Source organism: Shewanella sp. 0m-8, assembly GCF_052977265.1.
Window position 1 is genome coordinate 92066 of sequence record NZ_JBRIMB010000001.1, and the last position, 20693, is coordinate 112758.

20 protein-coding genes are annotated in these 20693 nt (G+C 42.4%); 5 read left to right on the forward strand and 15 right to left on the reverse strand.

Annotation, left to right across the window (positions count from 1 at the left end):
- The first annotated feature begins 208 nt into the window (after positions 1-208).
- From dapA to ACVBIO_RS00435, 4 genes are all read left to right on the forward strand, one after another.
- A complete protein-coding gene (dapA, locus tag ACVBIO_RS00420; protein ID WP_447159146.1) occupies positions 209-1093 on the forward strand; it encodes a 4-hydroxy-tetrahydrodipicolinate synthase in 885 nt (294 codons plus the stop codon).
- A gap of 3 nt (positions 1094-1096) precedes the next feature.
- Positions 1097-2194 carry an outer membrane protein assembly factor BamC gene (gene bamC / locus ACVBIO_RS00425; RefSeq protein ID WP_447159147.1) on the forward strand — a complete coding sequence of 366 codons (1098 nt, stop codon included), beginning with the start codon at positions 1097-1099 and terminating at the stop codon, positions 2192-2194.
- Between the two features lie 168 nt (positions 2195-2362).
- A complete protein-coding gene (locus tag ACVBIO_RS00430) occupies positions 2363-3445 on the forward strand; it encodes an efflux RND transporter periplasmic adaptor subunit (protein WP_447159148.1) in 1083 nt (360 codons plus the stop codon).
- Positions 3442-6534 carry an efflux RND transporter permease subunit gene (locus ACVBIO_RS00435; protein ID WP_447171741.1) on the forward strand — a complete coding sequence of 1031 codons (3093 nt, stop codon included), beginning with the start codon at positions 3442-3444 and terminating at the stop codon, positions 6532-6534. The genes ACVBIO_RS00430 and ACVBIO_RS00435 overlap by 4 nt, the downstream gene beginning before the upstream one ends.
- 86 nt (positions 6535-6620) lie before the next feature.
- Here the strand turns inward: ACVBIO_RS00435 and ACVBIO_RS00440 are convergent, their stop codons facing one another.
- The 14 genes from ACVBIO_RS00440 to ACVBIO_RS00505 all read right to left on the reverse strand — a co-directional run bounded on the left by ACVBIO_RS00440 (position 6621) and on the right by ACVBIO_RS00505 (position 18802).
- Positions 6621-6815, reverse strand: coding sequence for a DUF2897 family protein (locus ACVBIO_RS00440; protein WP_447159150.1), 195 nt, complete (start codon positions 6813-6815; stop codon positions 6621-6623).
- A 20-nt stretch (positions 6816-6835) separates the two neighbouring features.
- Entirely contained in the window at positions 6836-7573 is a 738-nt protein-coding gene (gene kdsB / locus ACVBIO_RS00445) for an 8-amino-3,8-dideoxy-manno-octulosonate cytidylyltransferase KdsB (protein ID WP_447159151.1), read from the reverse strand.
- Between the two features lie 68 nt (positions 7574-7641).
- Positions 7642-8712 (reverse strand): 3-deoxy-alpha-D-manno-octulosonate 8-oxidase KdnB, encoded by a 1071-nt coding sequence (gene kdnB, locus ACVBIO_RS00450; RefSeq protein ID WP_447171742.1) that lies wholly within the window; start codon positions 8710-8712, stop codon positions 7642-7644.
- 83 nt (positions 8713-8795) lie between these two features.
- Positions 8796-9980 (reverse strand): 8-amino-3,8-dideoxy-alpha-D-manno-octulosonate transaminase KdnA, encoded by a 1185-nt coding sequence (kdnA, locus tag ACVBIO_RS00455; RefSeq protein WP_447159153.1) that lies wholly within the window; start codon positions 9978-9980, stop codon positions 8796-8798.
- A gap of 207 nt (positions 9981-10187) precedes the next feature.
- On the reverse strand, positions 10188-10796 hold the full coding sequence (gene can / locus ACVBIO_RS00460; protein ID WP_447159154.1) for a carbonate dehydratase: 609 nt from the start codon (positions 10794-10796) through the stop codon (positions 10188-10190).
- A gap of 6 nt (positions 10797-10802) precedes the next feature.
- Complete coding sequence (locus ACVBIO_RS00465; RefSeq protein ID WP_447159155.1) at positions 10803-11645, reverse strand: alpha/beta fold hydrolase; 843 nt, start codon at positions 11643-11645, stop codon at positions 10803-10805.
- Positions 11646-11691: 46 nt separating this feature from the next.
- Positions 11692-12375 carry a M15 family metallopeptidase gene (locus tag ACVBIO_RS00470; RefSeq protein WP_447169185.1) on the reverse strand — a complete coding sequence of 228 codons (684 nt, stop codon included), beginning with the start codon at positions 12373-12375 and terminating at the stop codon, positions 11692-11694.
- Complete coding sequence (dapE, locus tag ACVBIO_RS00475; protein ID WP_447171743.1) at positions 12366-13511, reverse strand: succinyl-diaminopimelate desuccinylase; 1146 nt, start codon at positions 13509-13511, stop codon at positions 12366-12368. Before dapE ends, ACVBIO_RS00470 begins: the two co-directional genes overlap by 10 nt.
- Positions 13508-13897 carry an ArsC family reductase gene (locus ACVBIO_RS00480; RefSeq protein WP_447159158.1) on the reverse strand — a complete coding sequence of 130 codons (390 nt, stop codon included), beginning with the start codon at positions 13895-13897 and terminating at the stop codon, positions 13508-13510. Before ACVBIO_RS00480 ends, dapE begins: the two co-directional genes overlap by 4 nt.
- Before the next feature lie 145 nt (positions 13898-14042).
- On the reverse strand, positions 14043-14552 hold the full coding sequence (gene crr, locus ACVBIO_RS00485) for a PTS glucose transporter subunit IIA (protein WP_447159159.1): 510 nt from the start codon (positions 14550-14552) through the stop codon (positions 14043-14045).
- Positions 14553-14613: 61 nt separating this feature from the next.
- A complete protein-coding gene (ptsP, locus tag ACVBIO_RS00490) occupies positions 14614-16317 on the reverse strand; it encodes a phosphoenolpyruvate--protein phosphotransferase (protein ID WP_447171744.1) in 1704 nt (567 codons plus the stop codon).
- 10 nt (positions 16318-16327) lie between these two features.
- Positions 16328-16585 (reverse strand): HPr family phosphocarrier protein, encoded by a 258-nt coding sequence (locus tag ACVBIO_RS00495; protein ID WP_442529487.1) that lies wholly within the window; start codon positions 16583-16585, stop codon positions 16328-16330.
- Between the two features lie 88 nt (positions 16586-16673).
- Positions 16674-17060, reverse strand: coding sequence for an ACT domain-containing protein (locus ACVBIO_RS00500; RefSeq protein ID WP_447171745.1), 387 nt, complete (start codon positions 17058-17060; stop codon positions 16674-16676).
- A 101-nt stretch (positions 17061-17161) separates the two neighbouring features.
- A complete protein-coding gene (locus ACVBIO_RS00505) occupies positions 17162-18802 on the reverse strand; it encodes a methyl-accepting chemotaxis protein (protein WP_447169189.1) in 1641 nt (546 codons plus the stop codon).
- 209 nt (positions 18803-19011) lie between these two features.
- Here ACVBIO_RS00505 and ACVBIO_RS00510 point away from each other — a divergent pair, with 209 nt between their 5' ends.
- Positions 19012-19707 carry a DUF3334 family protein gene (locus ACVBIO_RS00510; protein WP_447171746.1) on the forward strand — a complete coding sequence of 232 codons (696 nt, stop codon included), beginning with the start codon at positions 19012-19014 and terminating at the stop codon, positions 19705-19707.
- A gap of 250 nt (positions 19708-19957) precedes the next feature.
- Here the strand turns inward: ACVBIO_RS00510 and ACVBIO_RS00515 are convergent, their stop codons facing one another.
- Complete coding sequence (locus ACVBIO_RS00515) at positions 19958-20599, reverse strand: 3'-5' exonuclease (RefSeq protein WP_447159163.1); 642 nt, start codon at positions 20597-20599, stop codon at positions 19958-19960.
- Between the last annotated feature and the right edge of the window lie 94 nt (positions 20600-20693).

Genomic DNA, 20693 nt, shown 5'->3' on the forward strand with positions numbered 1-20693 from the left:
AAAAATAGACAATTGAATGACAGATTTTTCTCGTGGTCAGTAATGCTATCACAAGTTAATCAGTTTGCGATCCTTGTCATTGTGATCCTTTCACTTATTTAATATGTTTCAAGTTGATGATGAATATGCTTAAGTCTTGCGTAGTAGAGCTTGTTTTTAGTGGATTGCATCAGTACCATAGCCAGTCCTGAACCCTTGGGGAATACACATGATATACGGAAGCATCGTTGCCTTAATCACACCAATGAACAGTGATGGCACAGTAGATTATAAGAGTCTTGAAAGTTTAGTTGAGTACCATATCGCCCAAGGTACAGATGCCATCGTTGCCGTTGGCACCACTGGTGAGTCGGCAACACTACCAGCAAAAGAACATATTGCCGTTGTCGAGCAAACGGTAAAATTTGCTGCAGGTCGACTACCGATTATTGGTGGCAATGGCGCTAACGCAACGGCAGAAGCTATTGAGTTAACTAAAGGCCTCTCAAATACTGGTGTGGCTGCAATGCTAGGTGTCACACCTTATTATAACAAGCCAACACCAAAAGGGCTTATAGCACACTATACCGCTGTTGCAGCGAGTACCGATGTGCCACAAATTCTATATAACGTTCCTGGACGCACCGCTGTTGATATGCTGCCAGAAACGGTGGCTGAACTTGTGAGTGTCAAAAATATTATCGGTGTTAAAGAAGCCACCGGCGATCTATCTCGCGTTAAAGAATTACGCCGTTTATGTGGCGATGATTTTATGCTGTATAGTGGCGATGACGCGACAGCAAGAGAATTTTTAACTCTCGGCGGTAATGGCGTTATTTCTGTTGCGAACAATATTGTTCCAAAACAGTTTAAAGCTATGTGTGACGCTGCGTTAGCGGGTAATCTTCCTGCTGCATTAGCTGCTGAAGAGTCGATTAAAGCGTTGTTTAGCGCTTTGTTCTGCGAAGCCAATCCTATTCCCGTAAAGTGGGCCGCTCACCGAATGGGACTAATTAGTCAAGGTGATATTCGTTTACCTTTAACTGAACTTTCTACAGAGTTTCATGGTCTGTTGCTAGAAGCGATGAAAAATGCCCGAATCGAGGTTGAATAATAAATGCTAAAGCAAATATCTCCACTTATTTTAGTTGCAGCTGTTACTGCATGTAGTACACCCATTGACAGAAGACAGGCTAATGACATAGATCAGAACTATCAAGATCTCGTCGTAGCGCCTGAATTAGTGATCCCAGCGGGGTTGAATAAGCCAACTTACAGTAAGGAATATAATATTCCTGATGTAGGTAGTAAGGTTGACCAAAATGCCGTTGGCACTCAGCTTGATATTCGACCGCCACTACAAGTGTTACCAATGGCAGAGGGGACGCGTGTAGAAGAGGGCGATGACAATATTAAAATTGTTATTGAGTCGATTGATAATGATATTGATTTAAAGCAAGAGATATTTGATGTTTTAAAAGAATACTTTGCGAGTAAATCTATTCCATTACGTAGTGAAAACTATGAGCTAGGAACCATTGAGACTGATTGGATCGAAAGCTCGCAAGTGATTGAGTCGAGTTTCTGGGGTAGCGATAAAGTTTATAGTCTAAAGCAGCGTTATTTGTATAAGGTCGATGTTCGTCCTCATGGCCGTAGCGGTAATTTAACGATTGAGCTAATAGAACATGAAGAAAGCTATGATGGCGATCGACAGGATATTTTATTAAGTGGTGAAGATAAGCGTCGTTATACTATTGATAGATTGAATGATTCAATTAGTTATATCAGTATCGAACGTGCTAAAGCACTTAAAGCTAAACGCTTGAAGCAAAGCCTGGGTATTGATGTAAACCTTATAGCTGATGCTGAAGAACAAGCTTATTGGTTAGCTGATGCTAAGTATAAACGTACCTGGGATCGCTTACGTATTGTGTTACCTGAAATGGGCTTTGAAATTGTCGATATGGACAGTAACAAAGGTCTACTTTATATCAATATAACGGATGATTCTGGTTTTTGGAGTTCGTTATGGAGCGAAAAAGAGCTACCGCTTGAAGCGGGTTCATATCGTATAGAGCTTAAAGATGGCATTGATGATAAGACAGAGATCCACCTGTTGAATGCTAAAAATGAGCCGCTTTCTAACGAGGTTGTTACTGCAGTCTATGAAGGCTTCTCAGAATTGATGCAAGAAGACCGTAAAGTACGCTAGTCACAATAACTAAAATGAAAAGGAGCCTCTTGGCTCCTTTTTTGTTGACCGTTAAAAAATGAATGTCACCCAAATGTATTATTTGTAAGAAAAAGTAAAACGTATTGAAGCAAAGTTATGACTAGGTAAACTAACGGCAATTGAAAAATATAGTTTGCTAAGGCTGTCATGAAAAAAATAATAATAATAATTGGTGCATTGTTGCTCTTAGGCACATATTTCTATCTGCAACAACCTCCGGCAGAACAAGTCACAAAATCTCGACCTATACCAAATGTAGTTGTTACGAAAGCAGCGATACAACCGATACGCGACGAGGTTGAAGCCCTTGGTACGAGTAAGGCAAACGAGTCGATTACTGTGACCCCCAAGGTCACAGATGTGGTGACAAAAGTTAATTTTAATGATGGCGATCTAGTCCAGAAGGGACGTTTACTGATCCAACTTCAAGACAGTGAACAGCTTGCGCGTGTTACCGTTGCAAAAGTGAAAGTTAAAGATCACCAACGTGAACTTGAACGCATTCGCACCTTAGTCACCAGTCAAACAATTGCAGAACTTGAACGAGACAGGTTGCAAACGTTAATCGATACCGCTAAAGCTGAGCTGGCCCAGGCGCAATCGGCCCTAGGTGATCGCAGTATCAGGGCACCTTTCTCTGGTGCGTTAGGTTTGCGCCAGGTCAGTGTCGGAGCTCTAGTCTCACCAGGTAATCCCATTACCACTTTGGATGACATCTCAGTTATAAAGTTGGACTTTTCTGTGCCAGAGCGCTTTTTACAAGCATTGGCTCTAGGCAAAAAAGTTGAAGCAACGGCTGTAGCATTTGACGGAGAAGTGTTTGTAGGAAAAGTGGTGTCAATTGATAGCCGTATTAATCCGAAAACTCGTGCGGTAATCGTTCGTGCCGAGATCCCCAATCTAGATCAACGATTACTTCCTGGCATGTTGATGAAAGTGAAGCTTATCAAGACAAGCCGGGAAGCACTTATATTACCTGAGTCAGCGATAATACCCATTCAAGATAGGCACTATGTCTATGTGGTCAATGACGAGGGCATTGTTGAGCAAAAGCAAGTTACGCTTGGACTACGTAAGCGTGGTTGGGTAGAAATTATTAATGGTGTCGTCCTTGATGAGCAAGTTGTGATCCGGGGGTTGCTAAAAGTGCGCCCAGGAGATCACGTCAAAGTGACCTTTAGCGAACGTTTTAGTTTTCTAAAGCAGGCTAATGTGGAGCCCGTAGCATGATCTTAACTGATATCTCGGTTAAGCGACCGGTCTTCGCTTCAGTTATTAGTATTTTACTGATTGTTTTTGGCTTAGTGGCATTTGACAAGTTGCCGTTAAGAGAATACCCAAATATTGACCCTCCAGTGGTCTCAATTCAAACCAACTATCGCGGCGCCAGTGCGGCAGTAGTTGAGAGTCGAATTACTCAGCTCGTTGAAGATAGGATTAGCGGTGTTGAAGGCATTAAACATATTAGCTCCTCGAGCAGCGATGGGCGCTCGAATGTTACATTAGAGTTTGATGTTGGGCGAGATATTGAAGCTGCAGCCAACGATGTACGAGACCGAGTATCAGGTCTTCTGAATAATTTACCTGAAGAAGCTGATCCACCAGAAGTGCAAAAAGCGAACGGTGGCGATGAAGTGATAATGTGGCTCAATCTCGTGTCAGATCAGATGACTACGTTACAGCTAACCGATTATGCCAGACGCTATTTAATCGACCGTTTCTCGGTGATCGACGGGGTCGCGAATATGCGACTTGGTGGTGGCAAGGTTTACGCCATGCGTGTGTGGATCGATAGACAAGCCTTAGCTGCAAGAAACTTAACTGTTGCCGATATTGAGTCAGCACTTCGCTCGGAAAACGTAGAATTACCTGCGGGCAGCGTAGAGTCAAAAGAGCGCCATTTTACTGTAAGGTTGGAGCGAAGCTTTAAAACATCTGATGATTTCGCCAATTTAGTGTTAGCTGAGGGGGAAGATGGCTACCTGATTAAACTGGGTGATGTTGCAAAAGTTGAAATAGGTTCTGAAGAGGAGCGTATCACTTTTAGAGGCAATCGCGAGGCCATGATTGGTCTTGGCGTGTCAAAGCAATCAACGGCTAACACATTGGATGTCGCCCGCGCGGCGAATAAATTAGTCGATCAAATTAACCCAACCCTACCAGCAGGTATGGAGATAAAACGCTCATACGATAGCTCAGTCTTTATTGAAGCGTCGGTTAAAGAGGTTTATCAAACCCTGTTTATTGCCATGTTTTTAGTCATCGTGGTGATTTATCTGTTCCTTGGTAGTGTGCGCGCTATGCTTATTCCTGCGTTAACTGTGCCGGTGTCTTTAATGGCGACATTTATCGTACTGTTTGCACTGGGCTATACGATTAACCTGTTAACCTTGCTAGCGATGATCTTAGCAATTGGTATGGTGGTTGATGATGCAATTGTGGTACTTGAGAACATTCACAGGCGAATAGAAGAGGGAGATTCACCGCTAAAAGCAGCTTACCTTGGTGCCCGTGAAGTGGCATTTGCGGTTGTGGCGACCACATTAGTTTTGGTTGCGGTATTTATGCCAATCACCTTTTTAGAGGGAGATTTGGGTAAACTATTTAAAGAGTTTGCGGTTGCCATGAGTGCAGCGGTCATTTTCTCAAGCATTGTGGCATTAACGTTAAGCCCAATGATGTGTTCTAAGGTGCTAAAACCCTCTGGGCAGGACTCTTGGTTAGTTCGGAAAATTGACTCGGGAATGGACAGCCTCTCTAGTCACTATCGAATGATTTTAGTCAAGGCGATGAAGCACCCATTTTTAGTGTCATCATTGATCCTAGTTGCACTCGTGAGTAGCGCATTTTTGGCGAAAGAAGTGCCGCAAGAATTTGCGCCAAGAGAAGATAGAGGTTCAATGTTCTTGATTGTCAATGGACCGCAAGGGGCCAGTTTTGAATATATTGAATCTTATATGGATGAGATTGAAAATCGCTTAATGCCATTAGTTGAAGCTGGAGAGATTAAACGTTTGCTTATCCGTGCGCCAAGGGGGTTTGGTCGCAGCGCTAATTTCTCTAATGGTATGGCTATTATTGTACTTGAAGATTGGTCCGTTAGGCGCAGCGCATTTGAAATCATAGGTGATATCAGAGGGCGACTGTCAGATTTAGCAGGCGTACGTGCATTTCCTGTAATGAGGCAAGCCTTTGGCCGTGGTGTCGGTAAGCCTGTGCAGTTTGTATTAGGTGGACCAAGCTATGAAGAGTTGGCGAGATGGCGAGATATTATTATTGAGAAAGCCAAGGAAAACCCTAACCTTGTTGGCTTAGATCATGACTACAACGAGACTAAACCACAACTTAGAGTAGTGATCGATAAAGACAGAGCATCAGATCTTGGAGTATCCATCTCTCATATAGGGCGCACGTTAGAGTCGATGTTAGGGTCTCGTTTAGTCACGACGTTTATGAGAGATGGTGAAGAGTACGATGTGATTATTGAGGGTAATCGAGATAATCAAAATACGGCTAACGATCTTGAAAATATTTACGTTCGATCAGAGCGTAGTAAAGAGCTTATTCCGTTATCTAATTTAGTGCATGTCGAAGAGTTCGCCGATGCAAGTCAGCTAAACCGTTACAATCGTATGCGTGCGATTACGATTGAAGCGAATTTGGCTGATGGCTATAGCTTAGGCGAAGCGCTAGATTATTTAAATGGCTTAACTTATGAGTACCTACCTGCTGAAGCGATAGTGAGTTACAAGGGGCAGTCATTAGATTATCAAGACTCGGGTAACTCGATGTATTTCGTATTCATCTTGGCTCTTGGCATTGTGTTTCTAGTGTTAGCGGCACAGTTTGAAAGCTATGTTCACCCGTTGGTGATTATGCTCACGGTACCACTGGCCACGCTGGGGGCACTAATAGGACTCTGGGTAACGGATCAAAGCCTGAATATTTACAGCCAGATAGGCATTATCATGTTGGTGGGCTTGGCCGCTAAAAATGGTATTTTGATTGTCGAATTTGCTAACCAACTCAGAGATAAAGGCATTGAGTTTCAGCAATCAATAATTCAAGCATCGAGCCAACGATTGAGACCTATTTTAATGACGGGGATCACCACCGCCGCGGGGGCTGTGCCGTTAGTGCTTTCAGAGGGCGCAGGAGCTGAAACACGCTTTGTTATTGGCGTCGTAGTGTTATCGGGCATTACACTGGCAACCTTCTTTACATTGTTTGTGATCCCTGTGGCTTACTCGTTATTAGCGAAGAATACGGGCTCACCTGAGCTGATTGCTAAGCAGTTGGAAAAAGAGCTCGCAGAGTAGTTCATTTTCTTCTACTGATTGCTAGAAATAAAAAAGGCGCTTTAAGCGCCTTTTTTGTTTTCCAAATAGTTAAGTATATTACCTAGCTACTTTTTGTCAGAGTCAGCTTGCTGGTCCTGATCATCTTTGTCAGCCACATTTTTTTCTTTAGTGGTTTTCTTATGATGATCTTTACCAAATTGAGACATTTTGAATTTGGCGCTATATTTCAAAACCGCTAAATTACTGGCGATAATACCAACAACTAATAAAATGAGTAATCCAACTTCAAGATTTGACATAACGCTTATCGCCTTATCAATTAGTCAACAGCAAGTCTAGCTTCACAAATACGGATATCTTCAGGGGTATCGACCTCTGGTGAATCAAACGCACTGATTGCAACTTTAATTTTGTAACCATACTCAAGCGCACGAAGTTGTTCTAATTTCTCCAAATCTTCTAAACGGCCCAGAGGGAGTTTAGCAAAGGTCTGGATAAACTTGCGGGTATAAGCGTAAACACCAAGGTGCTTATAAACCGGGTAATCGGTCGTATCACGGCCATAAGGAATGCGGGCACGTGAGAAATATAAGGCGTTAAAATTGTTATCGAAAACCATTTTAACATGGTTAGGATCGTTGAGCTGTTCGTCATCGCTGATCTCATAACCTAAGGTTGCCATGTCGAACTCACCTGGATGACGTTCAAATAGGCTAATGATCTGCTCAATAGAGATAGGATCAATTAACGGTTGATCACCTTGTAAGTTAATCACAAGATCATCATCGGCAAGACCGAGTTGTGTAATTGCATCGTCGATACGGTCTGTACCTGATGCGGCATCTGCACCTGTCATAACAACTTTGCCGCCAAAACCTTCAACGGCATCTTTAATGCGATCGTCGTCAGTTGCAACATAGATGTCTTTAAGCCCTTTTGCTAAAGCAGCGCGCTCGTATACATGCTGGATCATTGGTTTGCCATTGATTGGTGCCAATGGTTTGCCAGGGAAACGGCTAGAGCCGTAACGAGCAGGGATTAATAAGGTTACATTCATTCAATTTACCTACTTAGAAAAAGTATCATGGGCTTCCATTTGAAGCCCATTCTTGCTTACGCGAGAGTTTAGATACGACGGAATAACTTAGTTAGCATTTCGTCGGTGACTTTCTCTTCCCAGCCTTCACCGTAAACATTATCCCAAAGTGGGCCCATGCTCTTAGTGACGGCAACCATCTTAGCGATAGTTTCGTCAGGAAGATCTTTACAGATGTTCTTAGGCAGAACGATATTGTGTTTATCCATCATCTGACGGAATTCAGCAACGCCTTCTGGGTAGAACTCCTCAAGTACATCAAATGCTAAGCAATTACCGATCCCGTGATGGTAGCCTAATACATAGCCTAGACCATAAGAAACAGCATGACACGCACCAACCTGGCTATAAGCGATACTCATACCGCCCATATAGGATGCCATCATTAGTTTGTCATCTTTCTCTTCATGATCGTCTATGAAGACTTCACGGCAAAGATCCATCGATTTTTCGGCAAATGCCTTTGCAAATTCATTTAGATAGGTGCCTTCGAGTGACTCGACACAGTGGATATAACAATCCATACCCGTGTAGAACCATTGGTCCGTTGGTACACCTGCAATCAGCTCAGAATCCATAATGATCTGATCAAATACTGTGTAATCTGAGTTTAAGCCAAGCTTTCGCACAGGACCACATAGTACAGCGGTACGTGACGCTTCTGCACCCGTACCTGATACGGTTGGAATACCGATATGGTGAATAGCTGGGTTCTTAATAAGATCCCAACCTTGGTATTCAGCACTGCCACCCGGGTTGGTTAGCATAAGTGATACAGCCTTTGCGAGGTCCAGAGTCGAACCGCCACCTAAGCCAACTACGCTAACAGGAAGTTTACTGTTAAACGCTTGAACTTGCTCGGTGAGTGCATCAACTTGTTTTGTCGTGGGTTCATCATCCACATTGACATAAATAACCAAGTCATGTGCTTTAGCTGGAACACGATCACTTAGTGACTTTGATTGATGAACGTCATCAACCAAAAACACTACAAAATCGTCCTCTACTTGGCGCTTTTCAGCTAAAACTTGATCGAGCTGTGCAAATGAACCGCGACCAAAAATCATTTTTGGTACACATTTGAAGTTCTTAAAACTCATTACGACATTCTCCGTTGGGGGCCATTAAATTAAAATGTGCTATCGCGCCATAATTGTATGACGCGACGGATACGTGTGGTTAATTAAGCAAAAGCGCGTTTAATGTTTTCGATACGCTGCTTAATTTCTTCTTCCGTCCATGAAAGTTTGATAAGCATTGAAATTGTGCGGCTCATGATGGCATCAGACTTAGGCACAGACACCTTAGTATAATCGGGTCTGTCTTCAATAAGTGTTATCGGAAGCGCAGAAGGTGACTTAAGTTCTTGGATATGTTTCCAGTTTGACAGATAGTGCCAGTTGTTTACATACCAGTAGAAACAACCATCGACGCCATTTTCGGCTAACTTTTTGTTGATTTCGATGGTGCGTGCTTCAGTAGGCATAAAGAAGGTTAAAAATCCTGCTGAATCACCGTCTGCATCAGGGATTTCGCGGAAGGTGACTTCAGGAATTGCTGACATGGCGTCTTTAATGAGCTTTTTGTTGCTGCGCTGGATTTCAATAATTTTGTCTAGTTTGCGCAATTGAGCTAAGCCCATTGCCGAGTTCATTTCTGAAATACGGAAGTTAAGCCCCATAATTGGGTGACCTTCCGCGCCGCGGTCATTGCCTACATGATCATGACCATGATCTGAGAACATATGTGCATGGTTGTAGATAGTTTCGTTATTGGTGATCACTGCGCCACCTTCACCACAGGTGATGGTTTTAACTGAATCGAATGAGTAACAGCCAACATCACCAATAGTGCCGAGCGCCTGACCTTTATAACTACCGCCGATAGCTTGACAAGCATCCTCAAGAATAATCAGGTTATGCTTAGCACATACGGCTTTAATTTCATCCATTTTAGCCATAGAGCCACACATATGGACTAGGTTAATGGCCTTTGTTTTAGGCGTAATGGCTGCTTCGATACCTTCTGGTGATAGACAAAGCGTTTCATCGATTTCAGCAAATATCGGTACAGCTCCTGCCATGAATACCGCTTCTACAGAGGCTACGAAGGTGAAAGGTGGCACAATGACTTCGTCACCAGCGCCAATGCCTGCGGCTGCCATTGCGGTTTGCAGTGCAGCAGTACCACTGGAAACAAGGTGTGCATGCTTAGCATTCATTTTTTCGCACAGTAGTGCTTCCATCTCACGGGTTTTCCAGCGGTCGTTGCGCATATGATCAAAGTTATAACGGAAGGTAAAGCCATTCTCCATTACATCCGCGACTTCTTGTTTCTCTTCAGGACCAAATAATTCAAAACCAGGCATGGATATTTCCTTAGCATTCACTGCGCAAAATTGCGCTAAAAATAAATAATCGATTATAACTGTGATGGGCAACAAACTGCGAGAATTCTTACTCTTTTTCTCATATTTTGTAAAAATTTAGTAACGATTGCTAAAAAAAAAGGCTACCTCAGCAAAATGCTTGAGATAACCTTGATGTTGGTGTTTAGAAACTAAACGTTTCTAACGTTATTCACTCGTCGTGTCTTTATTAACCGTTACATCTAAATCTGATAGTAAACCGTTCTCTACGCTGTAGATCCAACCATGAATGGCCACATCTTGGCCTCGTGCCCAAGCATCCTGAACAATTGTGGTACTGGTGACGTTTGCAACCTGTTCAATGACATTGAGCTCACACAAACGATCGAATCGCTTATCTTCATCCATGTTTTCAAGATCGCGTTTATGTAATCTGTGTATGTCTCGAATATGCCCGAGCCAATTATCGATGAGACCTAAGCGCTCAGTGCTCATTGATGCTTTTATACCGCCACAACCATAATGACCAACAACCATAATGTGTTTTACTTTAAGCACTTCAACAGCATATTGCAGCACAGATAAACAGTTCAAATCTGTGTGAATAACCATGTTGGCGATATTGCGATGAACAAATACTTCACCAGGCATTAAATCGATTATCTGATTTGAGGGTACACGGCTGTCGGAGCAACCAATCCAAAGATACTCAGGATTTTGCTGCTTAGCGAGCTGCTCAAAAAATTTTGGATCTTCTTTTAAGATCCGCCCAGCCCAGCGTCGATTATTATCAAAAAGTGGTTTTAGTAGTTTCATTAGATCTTATGTTAGCTCAGTTAAGAACTGGCTGATCTGTTGATTAACAAATTCGGCCTGCTCTAAAGTTGATATATGGCCGCACTCAGCAATATGGACATATTTACTGCCATCAATTGCATCATGCATTAAGTATCCTTCGAGTACTGTACGCGCTTTATCTTCTACACCGGTCATGATTAAGCAGGGAAGAGTTAATAAATGCACATCATCCATGGTATCGCGACGGCCGAAAATCATTCTGCCTATTTGGTATAAGCAGTCAATATTGTTGCTATCAAAATGATTTAGCTTTTGTTTAAATAATTCAACGAGCTCTGCATTAGGCTCAGTTGCAAAAAAGAGTGGGGTGATAGCGTCAATGATTGTTGGTGAAATGACTTGTTCTGCTTTAATAATATCAAGCATCGCGTAGTATTTGTCGCGGGTTATCTCTGGTTCATAACCAATAAAGCTGCCTAACATAATGAGATGTTGCACTCGTGCAGGCACTTTAAGGGCGAGCTCAGCTCCCCACATCGCACCAACCGATAAGCCCATTACGGAGAAAGAGTCTACGTTTAATTTATCCATGAGTTCAAGCATTTGAGCCGCAATATCACGCAAGTTTCTGGTCTGTTCTGGAAGCTTACCTGAAAAACCATGGCCCCAAAGATCTGGCACAATACAACGGTAGTTTTGACTTAAGTGGGCTATCTGTGGCGCCCACATATCAGCGTCCCATAGATAGCTATGACCCATTAATAGCACGGGACCTTGGCCGATATCTAGATAGCTTAGCGTGCTGCCATCAATGCTGATTTGTTGTCTGTTTGCTGCAAAGTTGCTGGTAAAGTCGGTTATGTTCACAGTGTTATCTCTAATATATGTGAAGAAATCTGGTTTTGGTTAACGGCTATTTCTGCGTAGGAATGGGGGCGACGCGTAACACATACTCATTAACCAGTGGCACTATGCGCTCAAGTATTGTGTCTTTGTGTAAAATATCACAACTGGCCAAGATTGCTTTTACTGCATCGATATCGTAAGTATTAATATAATCTTTCGACATTGGAAAGTAGCTTAAGTGCCACGGTTCTGGGCTTACGCCACTTAACCCCTGCTGATAAGGTAGGTAGAAGCCGAATTTATCTGCGTGGGAGTGTAACCATTGGCTCAAGTGGAAACAAGGTCCACCTTGCTGATATTCTGTAGGAACTAGCTGTAACTTTGGCTTTTCTATGCCGTTGGCATCAAAGATATCGATGTCTGTGCCCCAGTGGTGCCTTGACATTCCCGGTATCGCCGACCATAAAAGGATAGTATCGATTAATTCATTTGAAGAAAGATGCTCAATTGATACCGGCATAGAGGATTTGTCTAATACTGCCCGTCGACCACTGGCTTTGGCGTTCCAAATCCCTAGCTGTCTATCGAAATTTCGATGTCCAGAGCAGATCTGAATATCAATACCTGCAGTTAACGCAGCTTGCTGCATTGTTAAAAATGCAGCCGCTGTGTTTACTTCTAAAAGGTGACCTAAGCATTCAACCAGGTGTTGGTCTTCAAGGCCATATAAAGAAGGCTGTGTTACTTGCACAGCAAGTTTTCCAAAATGGCTTCATAACAATCAGTCAGTAACTCAAGATCTGAGATTTTCACGCACTCGTTGACTTTGTGAATAGTGGCATTAACTGGGCCAAGCTCAATAACCTGTGCACCCGTTGGCGCAATAAAGCGACCATCTGACGTGCCACCCGAAGTTTGTGGATCGGTATCTGTACCTGTGACTTTTTTGATTGCCGCTTTGGTTGCCTCTAATAACGGTCCATCGCCAGTTAAAAAGGGTAAGCCATTGAAGACCCAATTGATATCGTATTCTAAACCATGAGCGTCTAAAATATTGAGTACTCGTGCGATTAAGATCTCGGCGGTGACTTCAGTGGAGTAACGAAAGTTAAACATCACCTCTAACGCACCTGGGATCACGTTTGATGCGCCAGTGCCACCATTGATATTTGCGATTTGAAAGCTAGTCGGCGGGAAAAATTCATTACCATTATCCCATTTCATTCTTGCAAGCTCATCCAGTGCTGGAGCGGCTTTATGAATAGGGTTATCAGCAAGATGAGGGTAAGCAACGTGTCCCTGGATCCCTTTAACGGTTAAATTGCCTGTTAGGCTGCCTCGGCGACCATTTTTAACGATATCACCCAGTTTATGGGTCGATGAAGGTTCTCCCACCAGCGACCAGGTGATTTTTTCATTGCGCGCTTCGAGGGTATCGATGACGCGAGTTGTACCATTAATAAAAGGACCTTCCTCATCACTGGTAATGAGAAAGGCAATAGAACCTTGATGATCTGGAAATCGTTTAACGAATCGTTCGGCTGCTACCATCATTGCAGCGAGTGAGCCTTTCATATCTGCGGCGCCTCGGCCGTGAAGATAATCATCGATAACAACAGGCTCAAACGGCGGCGTGTGCCATTGTTTTAAATCGCCTACTGGCACAACATCAGTATGGCCGGCAAAACAGAAAACAGGAGATTGAGTCCCTCTACGAGCCCACATATTGGTGGTGTCTTCAAAGACCATAGATTCAATATTAAAGCCTGCATCGGCTAATCTATCAGCCATGAGTTGCTGACACCCTTCATCTAAAGGGGTGACCGATTGACGAGAAATTAAGTCTTTGGCCAGTGACAGTAATGGCGAGTCTGTAGTTTGGCTCATAGGTTGAACCACGTGCGATAGTCTGCTTCTTTAAAACCAACCTGGACTTGTCCATTCACCACTAAAACAGGGCGCTTGATCAAGGTTGGGTAGAGTGCCATCAAGGCGACAGCTTTCTTCTCATTGATGTCATTCTTTTCTGTATCCGTTAGATTTCTATAACTGGTACTTCTTTTATTGAATAAGGCTTCCCAGCCGATAGCACTGACCCATTGTTCTATTTGCTCAGTACTGAGCCCATCTTCACGAAAATCATGAAAAGCAACTTCAAGTTGGTTAGCTTCAAGCCATTTACGGGCTTTACGTACAGTATCGCAATTCTTAATTCCGAAAAGTGTCAAAAGGGTACTCCAGTTTGTTTTTATAAGTTGTCTGCATTGTGTCATTGCTTTTGGCTCTGCTCAAGGGGGAATTGTTGTCATGTTTCCCTTGTTGAGCGTAATTCAATGCCCAATGGCCAGCTTGAATTGCAATGATGAAAAAGCCTAATAAATATTAGGCTTTGGTTAATATGTAATAAGGGTTAAGGCGTTAAAGTTTGACTGAAAAAATGATGTCTTTTCCTGCTTCTAGATGGCCTTGTTTTTTATCTATGGATTGAATGTCTTCCATATTGGCGATAAGCACAGGTGTAAGAAGGCTATCTGCGTGTTCTTTTAAATAGTCGAGATCAAATTCTAGTATTGGCTCGCCCATCTTAACTTCTTGGCCTTCTTCGGCTAATCGTTTAAAACCATTGCCTCTGAGTTCGACGGTACCAATACCAAAATGTACAAATATTTCGAGCCCTTGTGTAGATTCGATGCTAAACGCATGGTTTGTTTCGAATATTTTTCCTATGGTGCCGTCAATTGGAGCTAAAATAAGGTGGCCTTTTGGCTCGATTGCCAATCCGTCACCGACAATCTTCTCTGAGAATACGGCATCGGGTACCTTTTCAACGTCAACGATTTTTCCACTCACTGGAGCATACACATTGACTATGCCCGCTATGTCACTCTGTCCAGAAATAAGGCGTCTAATACGGCTCAAAAATCCCATTTAATTTGCCCCTTGGAATCATTATTATTATCGAGTAAGGCTACTGTTACTATCATAGCTATTAAGACCGACCATTAATGTAAAGTTTTAATTCGTCAATTCTTTTTATTTTTAGCGCATGTTTGGCTACCGTCAAGCATGTTTGATAACTTATATCACGTAATGCCGACTTAACCTCTAATAATGAACCTAAATTAACGCTGAGCTCGTCTATTCCCATTCCAACGAGTAAAGGCGCTACATTTGGATCGCTTGCTAATTCACCGCACAGCGACACGGTGATTTGGTGTTCTTTGGCGATATCTATGGTGGTTTGGATAAGATTAAGCACCGCAGGGGACAGAGAAGGGTATTCTTTGGTCAGTAATGGATTGGTTCGGTCGGCGGCCATGGTGTATTGAGCGAGGTCATTTGTACCAATACTGATAAAGTCAAGATATGGCAACATAGACTCAAGGTTAAGTACGGCAGCAGGCGTTTCAACAACGATGCCATAGGTTAGCTCTCCAAAGCCTTTCTCTGCTTCAATTAGCCTTACTTTACACTCTTCAACGTAACCTAGTAATTGCTCTAACTCTTCAATCTGATTGATCATTGGAAACATTAGGCGAACAGAGCCGTGATTGGCAGCGCGTAAAATCGCACTCACTTGTGTCTTGAACAGTTCAGGATGCGCCAAGCTGTAACGGATCCCCCTTAAGCCTAACGCTGGATTATCTTCAATGATTGTTCCAAGGCAGGGGATCTCTTTATCGGCACCGACATCTAGGGTGCGTAAGGTAAACGTCTTACCTTCCATTAAATGCAGCGCATCACAATAGAAGTGATATTGAGTTTTTTCATCGGGCAAAACACTGGTATTCATTAACATGAATTCAGTTCTAAATAAGCCAATTCCTTCGGCGCCCACATCGGCTAAATGACTGACCTCGTTTAGATTACCTACATTAGCTAATAAGGAAATGCGGTGACCGTCCAAGGTTTCTGTGGGCAAATCTTTAAGAGTGAGTAATTGTTGTTTACGCTGAAAGTCTAGTTGCTTTAGGGCTTGTAAATGAGCCCGCTGTTTTTTGTTGGGGTCAACAACCAACTCACCTTTATTCGCATTTAACACTACCTGAATGCCATTGTTAATCTGAGCGGCTTCATATTGGCAACTTAACAGGGCAGGGAGCCCAGCACTACGAGTTAAAATTGCAGTATGACTTGTCAGGCCGCCGGTATTGAGCACGACACCGGTAATATGCTCAAGAGGTAGCATGGCAAATTCAGCAGGGGTCAAATCGTGAGAAAATATTATCGTATCTTGAGTGAGTTGACTTAGATCTAGATGTTGAGCTCCGTTTAAACGAGCAATGAGTCGACTACCGAGGCATGTTACGTCTTGAGCTCGATTGGCAAGATAGGGATCATCTAATAGTGCTAATTCGCTGGCTTGCTGGTCGAATACTCTCTCTATGGCGAATGCTGCGCCAATTTGTAAACTTGAAATGGTATGTTCAATGTGTTCTAACAGATCCTCATCGTCTAATATAAGCAGATCAGCTTCAATTAAATCAAAGTGGCTGGTTTCAGGTTGAAGCTTCTCTAGACCTTGAGTTAAATGTTGTTTTTGAAGGTCAAATGCGTGCTTTAGTCTGTGTATTTCGATGGGAACTTGAGATTTTGGAATTAACCGGTAATCAATCTTTTCATGATGTAAATTAAGGTGTAACGCTTGACCAAAAGCGATACCCGATGAAACAGCGATCCCTGTAATCGACATAGCTAAACCCTTAACTTAATGTAATGAGTAGTTCTGACACTTCTTCTACAGCTTGTTGTGCTTGCTCTCCCTCTGCGAAGACTCTGACCGATACGCCATAATAAAGCCCTAAGGTTTGCAGTTTGAATAAGCTTTTAGCACTCGCGTGCTTACCATCACATTCTACAGTGATATTGCAGTCAAAAGATTTGGCCTTTTTCACTACAAGAGCTGCAGGGCGGGTATGGATCCCATGTTTAGCTGTAATAATCACGCTCTTTTCATACATGAATGAAACACTCTAAAGTTGGTGCAATTGTATTTTTGCTATTTGGGCTAACTCAAAAAGACAATAACTAATAACTAATAACTAATAACTAATAATCAATGATTTGGTAATTTTTCTTTTTAAGTGCTTTAGTTGCCGCCGATAAAGTGTCTTTTTTGACTAAGATATAATCGGTATCAAAAGTCGATATGGCAAAAATACTTATTTTTTCGTCAGCCAGAGTGCTAGAGACATTGGCTAAAATGCCCGTCATTGAAAAGCCTAAAGGACCAATGACTTCAAGGCAGCGCCAGTCATCTTCTTGCTCGATGCTATCGAGTATTAACGTCGCAGGGACGACAACAGAGATCTCATCTTTGGTTTTACCAATGAAGTACATATCTTGATGAAAAATATCAGGCGAGATCCCACTGTCTGTTGAAAAACTATGGATAGTGTAGAGTTCCGGATGGATAGCTAAAGTCATGCGAGCCATAATTTCAATTCACTTTTAAAGATATCTCTTCAGTGAATTTAGCTTATCATAATTTCGAAAGAGCGTGAGGGGCAATTACTGCCCCTCACGCTCTTGTAACTTTAGCTTATTTTGAATTGGCCTAACGTACGGGCGCAATCTTTACTAATAGTTTGCAGTGACATTGCAGCATTGTGGTTACTTTCATTCGCTTTGACTGACACCTCCGTTAATTCGGTTATCGAACAGATGTTGCGATTAATCTCTTCAGTAACGATAGATTGCTCTTCTGTTGCACTGGCAAGCTGGGTGTTCATGTCACTAATATGCGCAATCAAGCCTAAAATGTCAGTCAGCGAATCGCTCACCTCTTTAGCTTGAGTCTGCACTTGTTGAGACTGACTTTGATTTTGCTCATTACTGGCAACAACACTGTTTACACCAGACTGGATCTCTTTAATGATGTTTTGGATCTCATTAGTCGAATCTTGAGTACGGTTAGCTAAGGCACGAACTTCATCTGCGACGACCGCAAATCCCCGTCCATGACTACCAGCTCGGGCAGCTTCAATTGCTGCATTAAGCGCAAGTAGGTTAGTTTGATCGGCAATGCCTCGAATCACATCTAAGATGTTGCCAATCTGAGATGACGAGCTACCAAGCGCGTGAGTGATCTGCTGAGCATTTTTAAGTTCGTCAGCAAGATGCATAGAGTTATCAAGCGTAGCATCCATCATAGACATACTCTGCTGGGCTTGATGTTTTACACTATTAGCCGCTTCTGCTGCCTGGTTAGTATTACTGGCCATCTCTTGAGTCGTCGATAGCATCTGATTGATTGCCGTGGCGACACTGGAGGTTTCTCTATGAAGGTGCTCGACACTATCATTTGATTCTTCTGCGGCGTTAAGTAACCGTTGGGCATCTAGGTCTAGATCTTCCCCAATAGGCTGAAGCTGTGCGACCATATCTCTAATTTTGATGACAAATAAATTAAACGCTTCGGCAAGTTCAGCGACTTCATCTTTACCTTTGGTAGGCAATTTTTTAGTTAAATCGCCTTCTCCTTGAGCAATATCTTTCATGGCGCTAATTGCTTCTTTTAACGGGGAGGTGATAGAGATGTTGAGCACCAAGAAAAACAGGAAAATAGGAATGGAGATCATTAACATAATGACGAGGTAGTCGAACGCCATTGAATACATGACGCTATGAATATCACTCATGTAACTGCCGGTAATAATCGTCCAGCCCCAGGGTGCATATTGTCTGGCCTCTATGAGTTTAGCGTCTAGTTGACCGGTTGTGGGGTTAGGGAAATCGATTTGAGCCTTAGCGAAAGACTGACTGGTTGATAAATTTAACAATGCTTCAAGTTCACTCGCAGCTTGTGAGTGAAACAGTGAGTTTATATTTTTAGAAATAGCGCTTGGATCTGCACCATTAGCGATAATGGTATGGTCGCTATCTAAAATCATAAAGTAGCCATCATTGCCAAAATGTATTTGGTTAATGAGTTCCGTTGTCGTTACTTGTGCTGCCGCTAAACTGACTTTTTGAGCATCGACTTGTTTTTTACCTGCTTCAATTAAACTGATTGCAGTGTTTATTTGACCGTCGTTTTGCAACCATTTTTGCGCCACAAGGTTATTGTACTGTTCGTTTATTGAAAAACTGGCAAAGCAAACAGTGCCGATTGCAGCCAGCATTAGCATTAAAATTAAACGTTGTAGAATCGTAAATTGTCTGAGTAGAGCGATCATATAGTTCTTGTTCTGCCTACGAATACGTGGGTTCAATTTACCCTTTATGCCGAGGTAGGGGAACAGTAACAGTATGTTTATTTTAAAAATGTTAACTCAATCCTTTCATCACTTTATACGTATTTATTGCTGATGTTTTCGGGTTTTACTTTGTTTTGTTAATGTTGTGGGGCAATATAACGTCGATTATTTTTTCATAGGGTCTTTTTATGCAATCCACAGTCTCCGTTAGCACCGACGATATTTTATTAAAGCTATGCCACTCCGTTTCTCATGTGTTATCAAGCACCACTCATAGTCAAATTACCCACGCAGGTATGGTTCAATCTATTACTAGAACTTGTTTAAAGCCCGATTTAGGGTGCTTTTCAATTTTTGATGGCGGCTTCTCTGGACTGGTTGTGATTAATTTTTCTGCGCCTGCGGCATTAGAGATCTACCGCGAATATATGTTGAACATGGGCATGCCAGAAGCTGAGTTAGCCCTCTCCCATACCTCTGATGAAGTCGGTAACGTCATGGGCGAGTTGATGAATCAGATTTTGGGTGACTTCATTAATAAAATCAGTAAAGAATTACAAACGAGTATTAGCCAAAGCCAGCCAAAGATGCTGACAATTAATAAAGAGCTGACAATCTCTATCGATACAAATTTAGACGAAGCAGTGGCGAGAAGAGTGTCTTTTAAGACGCAACGTAATCATGTCTTTTATCTTGAGTTTGCTATGGATAAAACGGAGTTTATCAAGTTAAGTGAATTTGAAACTGATGAAGAGTTTGATTTAGATGAATTGCTGGCTGAGCATGGTCAATTACTGGGCACAGAAGTCAGAGCCCATAAATCAGCAAAGGTCACGTTAGACAAAACGGATGCCGATGATTTACTCGACGAGTTAGGCATTTAAACTTGGCAATTTGAATTCCAACCATTTGAAAGTTGAGTATTTAAACGTTAACTGTTTAAGTCTATAGAGTTTAGTCGTTATAAGTGCTGATTAGGCTCATCGAAGTGATTTGTATCGTTGTGTCTGAAGATGAGAAACACAGTATTAGCTGTAGTCGCTCAAATTAGAGATGACAGTTACCTGTTTTATTACGGTACCTGTCAGCTCTGGTTTGAACTCTGATTAATCAGCTATTTAACAGTGGGAGGGGTTAGCGCTGACGCGTTAAATATTGATTAACACTGGCTTTGCTTTGTTTGCCAATGGCTTGTAATAAGGAAAAGTCAGGTCGCTTGATCTGGTATTTTGAGTGTAAATCTTCAAGCATGGCTAACCACAGGTCGGCGGTCATCTCACTATCAGCTAAAGCACGGTGAAATACACCATCATGTTGGATGTTTTTATAATGGATTAAACTGCCAAGTTTATGATTGGGTGCGTCTTGATACAACCGACGAGCAATTAACATTGAGCAGGCAAATTGACCAGGATAATGACAGCCAACCCGTTGTAGTTCCGCATCCAAAAAGCGTTGATCGAATGAGGCATTGTGGGCGACGAGATTGTAGCTACCGATGAAGTCTGCAAATTGCGCCATCACAGTTTCGCAAGCATCCGCGTCACTCAACATCTCATTACTGATCCCGGTGTAATTTTCGATAAAGCCACTGACTCTAAAACCAGGGTTCATGAGTTGTTGGAACCTATCAATGACTTTACCATCTTTTAGCATGACGGCACCGATTTCAATTGCTCGGTCACCTTGAGTAGGAGATAGACCTGTTGTTTCAAAGTCGAGCACGATAACGGTGTCGGCAGGCTGAATTGGGCGTGAGAGAGTTATATTGGCCAAGTTGAATCATCATCAAAAATGTTTGCTCGCTATTGTATTGATCCTCAATAGACAGTCAATCAAGTTATTACTCAGTTTCAAGCTTTGGGCTGAT

Bases quoted from the DNA above. Each gene is read 5' to 3' on its own strand.
- bamC (WP_447159147.1), top strand. From the start codon at position 1,097: ATGCTAAAGCAAATATCTCCACTTATTTTAGTTGCAGCTGTTACTGCA.
- ptsP (WP_447171744.1), bottom strand. From the start codon at position 16,317: ATGTCGATTACAGGGATCGCTGTTTCATCGGGTATCGCTTTTGGTCAA.
- ACVBIO_RS00480 (WP_447159158.1), bottom strand. From the start codon at position 13,897: ATGACACAATGCAGACAACTTATAAAAACAAACTGGAGTACCCTTTTG.
- ACVBIO_RS00435 (WP_447171741.1), top strand. From the start codon at position 3,442: ATGATCTTAACTGATATCTCGGTTAAGCGACCGGTCTTCGCTTCAGTT.
- ACVBIO_RS00505 (WP_447169189.1), bottom strand. From the start codon at position 18,802: ATGATCGCTCTACTCAGACAATTTACGATTCTACAACGTTTAATTTTA.
- dapA (WP_447159146.1), top strand. From the start codon at position 209: ATGATATACGGAAGCATCGTTGCCTTAATCACACCAATGAACAGTGAT.
- crr (WP_447159159.1), bottom strand. From the start codon at position 14,552: ATGGGATTTTTGAGCCGTATTAGACGCCTTATTTCTGGACAGAGTGAC.
- kdsB (WP_447159151.1), bottom strand. From the start codon at position 7,573: ATGAATGTAACCTTATTAATCCCTGCTCGTTACGGCTCTAGCCGTTTC.
- ACVBIO_RS00510 (WP_447171746.1), top strand. From the start codon at position 19,012: ATGCAATCCACAGTCTCCGTTAGCACCGACGATATTTTATTAAAGCTA.
- kdnA (WP_447159153.1), bottom strand. From the start codon at position 9,980: ATGCCTGGTTTTGAATTATTTGGTCCTGAAGAGAAACAAGAAGTCGCG.
- dapE (WP_447171743.1), bottom strand. From the start codon at position 13,511: ATGAGCCAAACTACAGACTCGCCATTACTGTCACTGGCCAAAGACTTA.
- ACVBIO_RS00440 (WP_447159150.1), bottom strand. From the start codon at position 6,815: ATGTCAAATCTTGAAGTTGGATTACTCATTTTATTAGTTGTTGGTATT.
- kdnB (WP_447171742.1), bottom strand. From the start codon at position 8,712: ATGAGTTTTAAGAACTTCAAATGTGTACCAAAAATGATTTTTGGTCGC.
- can (WP_447159154.1), bottom strand. From the start codon at position 10,796: ATGAAACTACTAAAACCACTTTTTGATAATAATCGACGCTGGGCTGGG.
- ACVBIO_RS00430 (WP_447159148.1), top strand. From the start codon at position 2,363: ATGAAAAAAATAATAATAATAATTGGTGCATTGTTGCTCTTAGGCACA.
- ACVBIO_RS00495 (WP_442529487.1), bottom strand. From the start codon at position 16,585: ATGTATGAAAAGAGCGTGATTATTACAGCTAAACATGGGATCCATACC.
- ACVBIO_RS00500 (WP_447171745.1), bottom strand. From the start codon at position 17,060: ATGGCTCGCATGACTTTAGCTATCCATCCGGAACTCTACACTATCCAT.